Origin of the sequence: Micromonospora sp. NPDC050417 (assembly GCF_044458865.1) — a bacterium.
GTDB lineage: Bacteria > Actinomycetota > Actinomycetes > Mycobacteriales > Micromonosporaceae > Micromonospora_G.
In genome coordinates, this window is the sequence record NZ_JBITIH010000003.1 from 15,461 (window position 1) to 27,780 (window position 12,320).

The 12,320-nt window shown below is 70.6% G+C and carries 12 protein-coding genes; 3 read left to right on the top strand and 9 right to left on the bottom strand.

The features are described 5' to 3' along the window. Positions 1 to 160 precede the first annotated feature (160 nt). Genes ACIBF5_RS05230 through ACIBF5_RS05245 form a run of 4 tightly spaced genes read right to left on the bottom strand, consistent with a single transcriptional unit; the run spans position 161 to position 3,566 of the window. A complete protein-coding gene (locus ACIBF5_RS05230; protein ID WP_396808329.1) occupies positions 161 to 871 on the bottom strand; it encodes an ABC transporter permease subunit in 711 nt (236 codons plus the stop codon). Between the two features lies 1 nt (position 872). Then, the gene (locus ACIBF5_RS05235) at positions 873 to 1,784 is read right to left on the bottom strand and encodes an ABC transporter ATP-binding protein (protein ID WP_396808331.1); all 912 of its coding nucleotides are present in this window, start codon (positions 1,782 to 1,784) and stop codon (positions 873 to 875) included. Beyond that, positions 1,781 to 2,659 (bottom strand): ABC transporter permease subunit, encoded by an 879-nt coding sequence (locus ACIBF5_RS05240; RefSeq protein ID WP_396808333.1) that lies wholly within the window; start codon positions 2,657 to 2,659, stop codon positions 1,781 to 1,783. Before ACIBF5_RS05240 ends, ACIBF5_RS05235 begins: the two co-directional genes overlap by 4 nt. Continuing rightward, positions 2,646 to 3,566, bottom strand: a complete 921-nt coding sequence (locus ACIBF5_RS05245; RefSeq protein WP_396808335.1) for an ABC transporter ATP-binding protein — start codon at positions 3,564 to 3,566, stop codon at positions 2,646 to 2,648. Before ACIBF5_RS05245 ends, ACIBF5_RS05240 begins: the two co-directional genes overlap by 14 nt. Before the next feature lie 222 nt (positions 3,567 to 3,788). On the opposite strand from ACIBF5_RS05245, the gene cysC reads away from it, so the two are divergent. Continuing rightward, positions 3,789 to 5,318 (top strand): adenylyl-sulfate kinase, encoded by a 1,530-nt coding sequence (gene cysC / locus ACIBF5_RS05250; protein ID WP_396808337.1) that lies wholly within the window; start codon positions 3,789 to 3,791, stop codon positions 5,316 to 5,318. 96 nt (positions 5,319 to 5,414) lie between these two features. On the opposite strand, the gene ACIBF5_RS05255 is transcribed toward cysC, so the two are convergent. After that, positions 5,415 to 5,597: a DUF397 domain-containing protein gene (locus ACIBF5_RS05255; protein WP_396808339.1), complete on the bottom strand. Its 183-nt coding sequence runs from the start codon at positions 5,595 to 5,597 to the stop codon at positions 5,415 to 5,417. After that, the gene (locus ACIBF5_RS05260; protein WP_396808340.1) at positions 5,594 to 6,355 is read right to left on the bottom strand and encodes a Scr1 family TA system antitoxin-like transcriptional regulator; all 762 of its coding nucleotides are present in this window, start codon (positions 6,353 to 6,355) and stop codon (positions 5,594 to 5,596) included. The genes ACIBF5_RS05255 and ACIBF5_RS05260 overlap by 4 nt, the downstream gene beginning before the upstream one ends. Before the next feature lie 286 nt (positions 6,356 to 6,641). Between ACIBF5_RS05260 and ACIBF5_RS05265 the strand changes: the two genes are divergently transcribed. Both ACIBF5_RS05265 and galT read left to right on the top strand, forming a co-directional pair. After that, complete coding sequence (locus tag ACIBF5_RS05265; protein WP_396808342.1) at positions 6,642 to 7,412, top strand: DeoR/GlpR family DNA-binding transcription regulator; 771 nt, start codon at positions 6,642 to 6,644, stop codon at positions 7,410 to 7,412. Continuing rightward, entirely contained in the window at positions 7,409 to 8,491 is a 1,083-nt protein-coding gene (gene galT, locus ACIBF5_RS05270; protein WP_396808344.1) for a galactose-1-phosphate uridylyltransferase, read from the top strand. Before ACIBF5_RS05265 ends, galT begins: the two co-directional genes overlap by 4 nt. 409 nt (positions 8,492 to 8,900) lie before the next feature. Here galT and ACIBF5_RS05275 read toward each other — a convergent pair whose 3' ends face one another. The 3 genes from ACIBF5_RS05275 to ACIBF5_RS05285 all read right to left on the bottom strand — a co-directional run bounded on the left by ACIBF5_RS05275 (position 8,901) and on the right by ACIBF5_RS05285 (position 12,298). Continuing rightward, on the bottom strand, positions 8,901 to 10,118 hold the full coding sequence (locus ACIBF5_RS05275) for an NADP-dependent isocitrate dehydrogenase (RefSeq protein ID WP_396808346.1): 1,218 nt from the start codon (positions 10,116 to 10,118) through the stop codon (positions 8,901 to 8,903). A 173-nt stretch (positions 10,119 to 10,291) separates the two neighbouring features. Next, positions 10,292 to 11,242 carry a malate dehydrogenase gene (gene mdh / locus ACIBF5_RS05280; RefSeq protein ID WP_396808348.1) on the bottom strand — a complete coding sequence of 317 codons (951 nt, stop codon included), beginning with the start codon at positions 11,240 to 11,242 and terminating at the stop codon, positions 10,292 to 10,294. Positions 11,243 to 11,437: 195 nt separating this feature from the next. Continuing rightward, positions 11,438 to 12,298 carry a bifunctional methylenetetrahydrofolate dehydrogenase/methenyltetrahydrofolate cyclohydrolase gene (locus ACIBF5_RS05285; RefSeq protein WP_396808350.1) on the bottom strand — a complete coding sequence of 287 codons (861 nt, stop codon included), beginning with the start codon at positions 12,296 to 12,298 and terminating at the stop codon, positions 11,438 to 11,440. Between the last annotated feature and the right edge of the window lie 22 nt (positions 12,299 to 12,320).

Consider the following 12,320-nt stretch of genomic DNA (forward strand, 5'->3'; position numbering starts at 1 on the left):
ACCCCCCCCCCCCCCCCCCCCCCCCCCCCCCCCCCCCCCCCCCCCCCCCCGCGCCCCCCCCCCCCCCCCCCCCCCCCCCCCCCCCCCCCCCCCCCCCCCCCGCCCGCGCGCCGCGCCCCCCCCCCCCCCCCCCCCCCCCCCCCCCCCCCCCTCCTTACACCTAGCTGGTTTCGCCGGCGACGCTGAAGGAGCGGAGGCGGTCGATGGCGAGGAGCGTGCAGCCGACCGTGAAGACGACGCTCATGATGATCGAGACCGGCAGGGAGACCTGACTGTTCAGCAGGTCGGTGGGGGCGATCCGGTCGGCCAGGGTGATCACGTACTGCTGGATCGACACGTTCCGGGTGCCGCCGACGAAGTTGCCCAGCAGCCCCTCCCAGATCAGCACGTAGACCAGGCCGAGCAGGACCGGACGTCGGGTGACCAGGCTCAGCGCCAGGAACACCGCCGAGTACGCCAGCGCGCCGACCGCGCTCGCTGCCGCCAGGGCCAACCCCAGGCGTACGGAGTCGGCGAGCACTCCGACGACGTAGAGCGGGATCGCGACGGTCAGCGCGCTCACCCCGGCCGCGACGGCGAGCTTCGGCAGCACGATCTGCCAGCGGGGCAGCGGCTTGGTGAGGATGTGCACGATCGTGCCGTCGTCGATCTCGCTGCCGAGCACACCGGTCCCGACGATCAGGGAGATCACCGGCAGTACGACGGCGAGGCCGAGTCCGACCAGCACCACCGGGGCCCACTCGTGGACGTCGGCGCCCAGTCCTCGGGAGAAGCCGGCCAGCAGCACCAGCAGCATCGGCAGGGGCACCAGCAGCAGGAATCGACGGCGGCCGAAGAGGCCCCGGGTGGTGATCCAGGAGATCGTCGACATGTCAGGCCTCCACCAGGTAGGAGAAGACACTCTCCAGGGATTCGTCCGAGGGGAGCAGCCGGCGGACCCGGATGCCCGACCCGAGCGCGATCTTGGGCAGCGCGCGGGTGAAACTGCCGTAGTCACCGGCACGTACGGTCAGCCCGTCCTTGTCCAGCTCGACGCCGGTGACCGAGGGCTGGCCGATCAGCTCGACCGCGAGCCGGCGGTCGTCGCTGGACTGGACGGTGAAGACGTGCGGGCGGTTGGTCATCAGCCGCCGGATCGTCCGGAAGTCGCCGGAGGCGGCCAGCCGACCGGAGACGATCACCTGCACGGTGCCGGAGACCTCCTCGACCTCCTCCAGGATGTGCGAGCTGAACAGGATGGTGTGCCCGTCGGCGCCGAGCGAGTGCAGCAGTCGCATCATGTGCATCCGCTGGCGCGGGTCCATTCCGTTGAACGGCTCGTCCAGCAGCAGCACCTCCGGCGAGTGCACCAGCGCCGCCGCGACCCGGGTACGTTGCCGCATCCCCTTCGAGTAGGTACCGATCTTCCGATCCTGGGCGTCGGTCATCTCGACCAGCTCGATCGCCCGGCGGGCCGCCGCCTCCGGGTCCGGCAGGCGGTGCAGCCGGGCGCTGGCGAGCACGAACTCGTACGCGGTGAGGAAGCTGTGCACCGCCTCGCGCTCGCTGACCAGTCCCAACCGCCGGTACACCCCGGGGTTGCGCCAGGTTGGCTCGCCGCCGAGGGTGACCACTCCGCGTGACGGGGCGAGGAAGCCGGCCATCATGTGCAGCAGGGTGGTCTTGCCGGCCCCGTTCGGGCCGAGCAGGCCGGTCACCCCGGCACCGAGGGTCATGCTGACGTCGTTGACGGCGACCACGTTGCCGTACCAGCGGGAGACCCCGCTCAGCTCCACGTTGGTCATGAGCGGGCAACCTTCCGGTAGCGGGCGAAGAGCAGGGCGACACAGCCGGCGACCAGGGCGACGGTGACCAGCCCGTAGATCGGGCCGAATCCGCCGATGCCGAGCACGTTCGACTTCTCGAAGAGCCAGTCGCCGACCCCGGCGACCAGACTGGCCGGGTTGACCAGGCCGGAGAGTTCGGAGGTGGTCTGGTACGGCAGCACCAGCAGCACGCCCTGCACCGGGGTGGTCACCAGGAAGGCCGCGACCACCGCCGCGGCGGCCACCGCCCGACGCTTGACCAGGGAGGCGACCAGCACCGCCACCGAGGAGAAGACCACCGCGTGCAGCCCCGAGTAGAGCAGTGCGGGCAGGTAGTCGCCGAACTCGTCCCACACGCCGGAGAGGTTGGCGGCGGAGAAGGCGGCCCCGGCGAACATCACCGTGAGCGGTACGGCCAGCAGCAGGAAGGTCGCGGTGACCAACGCGCCCAGTTTGGCGAGCGCGTAGTCCGTGCGCTCCAGCGGCCGGGCGAAGTAGAGCGGCAGCACACCGTTCTGGAGGTCCCGGCTGACCAGTTCCGGGGAGACCGCCGCGCAGAAGAAGACGATCAGGATGGTGAGCGTCTCCGGGAACTGCGCGTAGCTGACCGGGGCCTGCCCGGTCTGGACCCGGATCGCGGTGAGCACCACGGCGACCATCCCGATGACGCTCATGATGAGCAGCGGGAAGATCTTCGCTTTGGCGCTGCGCCCCAGCCCGAAGGCGGTACGGAGGCTGTGCAGGTAGAGCGCGCCGAAGATGTGCCGCCGGCCGAGCCGTGGCCCTTCGTACCGCTGGTAGCCGATGTCGTGGATGACCCCGCCGGGGGCGGTTCTCGGTTCAGGCGTGGGCATTGGTCGTCTCCCGGGTGGCGAAGAGCTCGGAGACGCGGTGCCGGCGCTGGTCGAGCCGGTGCAGCGGCAGGTCCAGTTCGGCGACCGCGGTCAGGATCAGGTCGTACGTGCGGTCGTCGTCGAGCCGGACCAGGAGCATCCGGTCCTCGTGGCGGACCGGCAGGTCGAGTTCGGCGAGCCGGGCGGCGAGCAGTTCGGTCCCCTCGCTCACCTCGACCGCGAGTACGTCGATCGCCGTGGTCATCGCGGTGATGTTGTCCGAGCGGAGCAGGTGCCCACCGTCGATCGCGACCAGCGAGTCGCAGATCCGCTCGACCTCGCCGAGCAGGTGGGAGCAGACCAGCACGGAGATGCCGAACTCGGTCCCGATCCGGTGGACCAGGCTGAGCATCGCGTCCCGACCGGCCGGGTCGAGACCGTTGGTGGGTTCGTCCAGCAGCAGCAGGTCGGGGTCGTGCACCAGCGCCTGGGCGAGCTTCACCCGCTGCTTCATGCCGGTGGAGTAGCCGCCGATCTGCCGGTAGCGCTCCTCGTAGAGGCCGACGTGGCGCAGCGCCTCCGAGGCCCGCTCGCGGGCGACCGTGCGCGGCAGGCCGCTGATCCGTCCCAGGTGGGTGACGAACTCGGCCGCCGACAGGTCGGGCGGGAGCGAGTCGTGTTCGGGCATGTAGCCGACCCGGGCCCGGATCGCGTGGCTCTCCACGGTGGGGTCGAGGCCGAGCACCTGGACCTGACCGGCGGTCGGCGCGAGCAGACCGAGCAGGATCTTGATGAAGGTCGACTTGCCGGCACCGTTGGCGCCGACCAGACCGATGATGCCCGGCTCGACCGTCACGGTGAGATCGGCCAGGGCTCTCACCCCGTTGCCGTACGTCTTGGTCAGCGACTGGGTCGCGATCAGTGTCACGCGGCTCAGCGTAGGCCCGAACACGTGCGTCGGGGTTCCCGGAACACCCTGGACCTTCCCTGGGATACCACTGTCCGGGCCACTAGGGGACGTCCCGAGACCGGCCGGAACGCCGCCCGCCGCCGACTTGTCGATCACTCGACGCGGTCGAGAGGGGTGGCACTCTCGACCGATCGACGGTCGACTGAGAAACTGTGTGCCGGTCGGGCAGTTGGGGGTGCGATGAGCAACGGTTGGGTGCTACCCGATGAGGTGCTGCGGGACGCGCCGGCGTACACGCCGCGCCCGCACGAACTGGCCGATCTCGAATTGCTGCTCAGTGGGGCGTACGCGCCGCTGAGCGGCTTCCTGGGCCGGGCCGACCTGGCCGCGCTGGCCCGCCGGGGCCGGCTCGTCGACGGCACCCCGTGGCCGGTTCCGGTCACCCTCACCGTGCCGGCGCGGGTGGCCGATGGGCTGGATCTCGCCAACCCGTTGCAGCGTGCCCTGGTCCTCACCGACCTGGAGGACGCCCCGGTGGCGCTGCTGGAGGTGACCGACCTCTGGCCCACCCGGGACGGGATGTACGGCGTCGGCGGCTCGGTACGCCCGCTCGGCGACGGCGGGCACGGGCCGTTCCAGCGGCTGCGCCGCTCTCCCGCCGAGGTTCGCGAGCTGCTGCCGCCCGGCCGGGTGCTCGGTGTGATCACCGACCGGCCGTTGCACCGCCCGCAGTTGGCGCAGATCGCGCACGCGGCCCGGACTCTCGCCGCGCACCTGCTCATCCTGATCCCGGTCACCGAGGCGAACCCGGACGGGCTGCCGCCGGAGGTGCTGGTCCGCAGCGTCTTCGCGGCCCGTGACCGGATGCCCCCGGCGACCCTGGTCGCTATTCCGATGGCTGGGCGGGGGGACGAGATCCGGGACGCGTTGCTGCGTGCCCGGGTCGCCGCCGCGTACGGCGTGACGCATCTCCTCTCCACCGGCGAGATGCTCTCCGGCCCCGGTCTGCGGGTGCTGGTCCCGCGCGAGTTGGCCTACGACAACCGGGACGGGCAGTGGCGGTGGCGCGACGACATCCCGCCGCGCAACCGGCGGCTGGCGCTGCGCCCGGAGGAGATCGACGACCTGCTGGACCGGGGCTTCCCGCTGCCCGAGTGGCACACTCCCCCGGCGGTCGCCCGGGAACTGGCGCGGGCCCGGCCGCCGCGTCGGCACCGGGGGGTGGTGGTCTTCTTCACCGGTCTGTCCGGTTCCGGCAAGTCGACCGTCGCGCGTGGGCTGGCGGACGTGCTCCGGGAGAGCGGGGACCGGACGGTCACCCTGCTCGACGGGGACGTGGTGCGCCGGGAGCTTTCCGCCGGGCTCGGTTTCAGCAAGGCCGACCGGGATCTGAACGTACGCCGGATCGGTTGGGTGGCGGCGGAGGTGGCGCGGCATCGCGGCCTGGCGCTCTGCTGCCCGATCGCGCCGTACGCCCAGGCACGGGCGACGGCCCGGCAGATGGCCCAGGCGGCGGGTGCCGGGTTCCTGCTGGTCCACGTGGCGACTCCGCTGGAGGTCTGCGAGCAGCGGGACCGTAAGGGCCTGTACGCGCGGGCCCGCGCGGGTCAGATCGTCGGGATGACCGGGATCGACGACCCATACGAGGAGCCGACCGACGCTGACCTGGTGCTGGACACGAGCCAGTCGACGGTCGAGGAGGCGGTCCAGTCGGTGTTGGCGCACCTGATCGACACCGGCTGGCTGGAGCCCCGCCTCCAACCAGCCTGACCTGCGTCGGGTGAGGCACGGCAGACGGCAACGCCCCCGTGCCGTCTGGTGGGACGGTACGGGGGCGTGACGGTACGGGCGTGACCTACGACAGGGTCAGTGGCGCTTGGCCAGCTCCACGAAGGCGTGCCAGGCGTCCGGGCCGAAGCTGAGTGTGCCGCCGTCGCGGTCCTTGGTGTCCCGGACCAGCACGCGGCCGGGCAGGTTGTCGGCGACCTCGACGCACGCGCCGCCGTTCGAGCTGCTGCGGGTGCTGGTGCGCCAACGCGGGCTGATCATCGCTTCATCCATGGCCTGGCCTTCATCAACTCGATCGATTGGTCCCGGGGCAGCGCGTGCCCACGGACAGCATCCCAGACCCGCAACAGCTCGGCCAGCTCCCTGGTGTCGACCGCGAGCTGGCCGGCGAGCTGGTTGTCCAGGTATGACACGTCGCGGGAGCCCTCGATGCTGGCGATGACGAACGGTCCGGCCTGCCCGGCGTAGAGTCCGGCGCTGAACGGGATGACGTGCACGAACACGTTCGGCCGACTCGCCATCTCGACCAGGTGGTCGAGCTGTTCGTTCATCAGCTCGGGGTCACCCCGGCGCAGCGCCGCCTCGTCGATGACAAAGACGGCGAGCGGCGGCCGGGGGCGGTCGAACACCGCCTTCTGCCGTTCCAGTCGCACCTTGACGAACCGCACCACGTCCTCGGCGGCGATCGGGCCGCTGGCCAGCACCGCGCGGGCGTACGCCTCGGTCTGGAGCAGGCCCGGGATGACGCTGGGTTCGAACCACCGGAGTGAGTCCGCCGCGGCTTCCGCCTCGCGCCACGGCCGGAACCACGGCACGTCCCGCCGCCGCCCCGGGTCCGGCCAGAGGTCGACGATCTCCCGTCGGAGGACCCGGGCCGCCGCGATGCGGTGCCGGCCGTGCGGAATCCGCCCCGGCGAGAGCCAGCGTCCCACCGTCTTCACGTCGACGCCGACCTTCTCGGCCAGCGCTTCGCAGCTCAGCCCTTGCTCCGCCATCGCCACCCGCAGCGCTTCGTTCACGACCAGACCTCCGTTCAAGACGTGCTGATGGCTAGTGACCATAGGGAGGAGGGCTGTCTATGTCTGCCCTGCGGGGCCGGCATCTAGCAGGAATTTCAGGTGTCTGATCGGCGTCCCTCAGGACGTCCTGATACGTCTGCGACGTTTCGGCGGATTGCCGGTGTTGCTCCGCTGGCACCCCGGGAGGCAACAGCGGTCGACGCGCGCTAATGTTCATATCTGTTGGATTGCGTGCGACTTAGTTGGGGGCGCGATGGCTGGCGGCGACGCGGGCAGGGATCGGTCGATGCTCGCCCAGCAGCGGCAGGCGGCGATCGTGGACCGGGTGCGACTCACCGGCGGAATCCGGGTGAGCGACCTGGCCGGCGAGTTCGGCGTCTCCGACATGACCATCCGGCGCGATCTGGATCTCCTGGCCGAGCGGGGGTTGCTGGCCAAGGTGCACGGCGGCGCGACCGTCGCCGAGACCGGCTCCACCGACGAACCAGGCTTCGCGGCCAAGTCGGCCCGCCAGCTCTCCGAGAAGGCGGCCATCGCCGCCCGCGCCGCACACCTGGTCCTGCCCGGCATGGCGGTGGCCCTCTCCGCCGGCACCACCACCGCCGCCCTGGCCCACCGGCTGGTCGACACCGCCGGCCTGACCGTGGTAACCAACTCGATCCCGGTCGCCGAGGTGTTCCACCGGGCCGGACGGCCGGACCAGACGGTGATCCTCACCGGCGGGATACGCACCCCGTCGGACGCGCTGGTCGGACCGGTCGCGGTCGGTGCGATCCGCACCCTCCACCTCGACCTGGTCTTCCTCGGCGTGCACGGAATGAGCCTCCGGGCCGGCTACAGCACGCCGAACCTGATGGAGGCGGAGACAAACCGGGCCCTGATCGCGGCGGCGGAGCGCCTGGTGGTGCTCGCCGACCACACCAAGTGGGGCACGGTCGGAATTTCCTCGATGGCGGAACTGGGCGCGGCACACACCGTGGTGACCGACGAAGGTCTGCCCGAACCAACCCGGGCGACGATCCGGGAACACGTAACGGAACTGGTGATCGTGGCATGAGGCGTACTGAGATCAAATTGGCCGACGGGCGTGAGCTGATCTACTTCGACGAGCGCGAGGACGCGGACCGGAACGAGCCGGACCGACGCGACCTGCCCCCCCCGCCGCCCGCCTCGCAACTGCGCTACGACCCGCTGGTCGACGAGTGGGTGGCCGTCGCGGCGCACCGGCAGACCCGGATCTTCATGCCCAGCACCGCCGACTGCCCGCTCTGCGCCTCCACCGAGACCCACTTCAGCGAGATCCCGGCGCACGACTACGACGTGGCGGTCTTCGAGAACCGGTTCCCGTCGCTGAGCTACCGGGAGGGCGAGCCGGCCGGAGAGCTGACCCCGTTCACCCCCACCCGGCCGGGCGTCGGGCGGTGCGAGGTGGTCTGCTTCACCTCCGACCACAACGCCTCCTTCGCCAGCCTGTCGCCAGAACGGGTCCGCACCGTCGTCGACGCGCTCGCCGACCGGACCACCGCCCTGGGCCAACTCCCCGGAGTCGAACAGGTCTTCCCGTTCGAGAACCGGGGGGTGGAGATCGGCGTCACCCTCCAGCACCCGCACGGCCAGATCTACGCGTACCCGTTCCTGCCGCCCCGGACCCGGGCACTGCTCGGTGCGGCCCGCAGGCACGCCGAGCGGACCGGTGGGCGCAACCTGTACGCCGACGTACTCGCCGCTGAGCGGGCCGCCGGGGATCGGGTGGTGGTGTCGAACGAGCACTGGACGGCGTACGTGCCGGCCGCCGCACGCTGGCCGTTCGAGGTGCACATCGCCCCGCACCGGGCGGTGCCGGACATCCCCGCTCTCGACGACGCGGAGCGGGCCGCCTTCGGGCCGCTCTACCTGGACGTACTGGCCCGGTTCGACCGGCTCTTCGACATGCCGATGCCGTACATCTCGGCCTGGCAGCAGGCGCCGGTGCACGAGGGCCGCGACGTGAGCCACCTGCACCTTCAGCTTTTCAGCATCCGGCGGGCGGCGGACAAGTTGAAGTACCTGGCCGGTTCGGAGTCGGCGATGGGCGCGTTCATCAACGACATCCGCCCGGAGCAGGCGGCCGAGCGGCTGCGTCAGGCCGGCCGGTAGCGGTAACCCCGCACGGCGGGCCGGCGACACGTCGGCAGTTTTGTGGAGGAAAGGGTGCGGGGGGCCCGGGACAGGGCCCCCCGCAGGAAGGGACGGCTGGCTGTGCGCAACAGCCGGGAAGACGGCCCGAACAGCGCCTGTGGCGACCGCGAGCGACTGGTCTTCCTGGACGCGACTGGCATCACGTCCACCCTGGTCAACGAGGACGGCCCGAGGCCGGTAACGGCCCACCACAATCGATCTTGCGGTACGTCGATATGGCACCGCCCGGACGCCACGACCACCGACCCCTGGGTACGCGAAGAGCCCGCCGGCACCCACCGGCGGGCTCTTTCAGCCGTTCTCGACTTCAGCCGTTCTCGACCCAGGTGTTCTCGACCCGGGCGTCCTCGACCGAGGCGTTCTCGGCTCAGGCGCCGAGCTTCTTGGCCAGGTTCTCGTCGAGCGCGGCCATGAACTCGTCCGTGCTCAGCCACGGCGCGTCCCGCGAGATGAGCAGCGCGAGGTCCTTGGTCATCTGACCGCCCTCGACCGTCTCCACGCAGACCTGCTCCAGCTTCTCGGCGAACTCGGTGACCGCCGGGGTGCCGTCGAGCTTGCCCCGGTGGGCCAGGCCCCGGGTCCAGGCGAAGATCGACGCGATCGGGTTCGTCGAGGTCTTCTCGCCCTTCTGCCACTGCCGGTAGTGCCGGGTGACCGTGCCGTGCGCCGCCTCGGCCTCGACCGTACGGCCGTCCGGGGTCATCAGCACCGAGGTCATCAGGCCCAGCGAGCCGAAGCCCTGCGCGACGGTGTCGGACTGCACGTCACCGTCGTAGTTCTTGGCGGCCCAGACGAAGCCGCCCTCCCACTTCAGCGCGGCGGCGACCATGTCGTCGATCAGCCGGTGCTCGTAGGTGATGCCGGCGGCATCGAACTCGGCCTTGAACTCGGTCTCGAACACCTCGGCGAAGATGTCCTTGAACCGGCCGTCGTACGCCTTCAGGATCGTGTTCTTGGTCGACAGGTAGACCGGGTAGTTCCGATCCAGGCCGTACCGGAGCGAGGCGCGGGCGAAGTCACGGATCGACTCGTCGAAGTTGTACATGCCCATCGCGATGCCGCCGCCGGGGAAGTTGGCGACCTCCATCTCGACCGGCGCGCTGCCGTCGGCCGGGGTGTAGGTGATGGTCACCGTGCCCGGTCCGGGGACCACGAAGTCGGTGGCCTTGTACTGGTCACCGTGGGCGTGCCGGCCGATGATGATCGGCTTGGTCCAGCCCGGCACCAGGCGCGGCACGTTGGACATGATGATCGGCTCGCGGAAGACCACGCCGCCGAGGATGTTGCGGATGGTGCCGTTCGGCGAACGCCACATCTTCTTGAGGCCGAACTCCTCGACCCGGGCCTCGTCCGGGGTGATGGTCGCGCACTTCACGCCGACGCCGTGGGTCTTGATGGCGTTGGCGGCGTCGACGGTCACCTGGTCGTCGGTCTCGTCGCGGTACTGGATCGACAGGTCGTAGTAGTGCAGGTCGACGTCGAGGTAGGGCAGGATCAGCTGCTCCCGGATCTGCTTCCAGATGATCCGGGTCATCTCGTCGCCGTCGAGCTCGACGACCGGGTTGGTCACCTTGATCTTCGCCATCGGCCGGGCGCTCCTCTCGGGGGACACATGCTCAAGCAGTACGAGCGTACTGGATTCGCCGGATGTCGTACGCCCGGCCCGTCACGTACCGGTTCCCAGCCATTCACCGGGGTCGGGCGGACAGCAGCGTGGGTGGCGCCCGGCACGGCCGGACACCACCCACGAGAGTTGGATCAGAGGCTGGCGATGTCGCCCTGCTTGGCGCGGACCGCCTCGGCCGCCTCCTTGAGGCTGGCCAGCTCGTCCGCGTCGAGGTCGGTGGTGACGACCCGGCGCACGCCCTCCGCACCGAGCTCTGCCTCGACGCCCAGGTAGACGCCGGAGATGCCGTAGTCACCGTCGACCCAGGCGCAGACCGGCATGATCTCGCCCGAGTCGGTCGCGACGGCCTTCGCCATCTTGGCGGCTGCGGCGGACGGGGCGTAGTACGCCGAACCGGTCTTCAGCAGCGCGACCACCTCGGCGCCGCCGTTGCGGGTCCGGACCACCAGCTCCTCGATCTTGGCATCCGGCAGCACCTCGCGCAGCGGCTTGCCGTCCACCGTGCTGCGCGACGGCACCGGCACCATGGTGTCGCCGTGCGAGCCGAGGGTGAGGGTCTTCACCGAGGCCACCGGTACGCCGAGTTCCTCGGCGACGAACGTGGTGAACCGGGCGGTGTCCAGCATGCCGGCCTGGCCGAGGACCCGAGACTTGGGGAACTGGGTCGCGAGCTGAGCCATCGCGGTCATCTCGTCGAGCGGGTTGGAGACGACGATGACCACCGCGTTCGGGGCGTACTTCGCGACGTTCTCCGACACCACGCGGACGATCTTGGCGTTCGTGGCGAGCAGGTCCATCCGGCTCATGCCCGGCTTGCGCGGCAGGCCGGCGGTGATGACCACCACGTCCGAGCCCTCGATGGCCTCGTAGCCCTCGCCGTTCGGCCCGGTGGTCACGCCGACCACCTTGGTCTCGAAGCCCTCGATCGGCCGCGACTGGTTGATGTCCAGCGCGAGCCCCTCGGGCTTGCCTTCGATGATGTCGGTGATCACGACCGTGTCGAAGACGTCGTACTCAGCCAGGCGCTGCGCGGTCGTTGAGCCGTAGAAGCCGGCGCCGACGACGGTGACCTTTTTGCCCATGGTCGTCCCACTCTCTGTTACCGACGGGTTCTTTTCCGGACCGTATCAGCCAACGGACCACCGGTCCGGCCAGGGGCTGAATTGCCAGATCATCCCTGGTTGACCGGTCTTGTCATCCCTGTTCGACCGGTCAGACAGCGGCCCGGACGGCCGGGTGTGGCTGGCCGCCGGGCATCGCGGTACCGGGTACCCGGGTCAGCCGAGTTCAGCCCGCTCGACCACGTTGGTGAGCAGCATGGCGCGGGTCATCGGCCCGACGCCGCCGGGCATCGGCACCATGGCACCGGCCACCTCGGCCACCTCGGCCGCGATGTCCCCGGTGTAGCGCCCCTTGCCGTCCGGTCCGATCACGCGGGTGATGCCGACGTCGACAACGGTCGCCCCCGGCCGGACCATGTCCGCGGTGAGCAGCCCCGGTACGCCGGCCGCCACGATCACGATGTCGGCGTTGCGGGTGTGCTTGGCGAGGTCGAGGGTGCCGGTGTGGCAGAGCGTCACGGTCGCGTTCTCGCTGCGACGGGTGAGCAGCAGGCCGAGCGGACGTCCCACCGTGTTGCCACGGCCGACCACCGCGACCTCGGCGCCGCGCAGCGGCACATCGTGCCGGCGCAGCAGCTCGACAATGCCACGCGGGGTGCAGGGCAGCGGTCCGTCGTAGCCCAGCACCAGCCGGCCGAGGTTCACCGGATGCAGCCCGTCCGCGTCCTTCTCCGGGTCGATCAGCTCAAGCACCCGCTGCGTGTCGAGGTGCCGGGGCAGCGGTAGCTGGACGATGTAGCCGTGGCAGGCCGGGTCCGCGTTGAGTTCCGCGATCACCGCGTCCACCTGTTCCTGGGTGGCGTCGGCCGGGAGTTCACGTCGGATCGAGGCGATGCCGACCTCGGAGCAGTCGCGGTGCTTGCCGTTGACGTACGCCTGCGAGCCAGGATCCGCACCCACGAGCACGGTGCCGAGGCCGGGGACGATGCCCCGCTCGGCGAGGGCCTTCACCCGCACCCGTAGCTCGTCCTTGATCTCTGCCGCGGTCGCTTTGCCGTCCAAGAGGGTCGCCGTCACGTACCTGATCGTCTCACGGCGG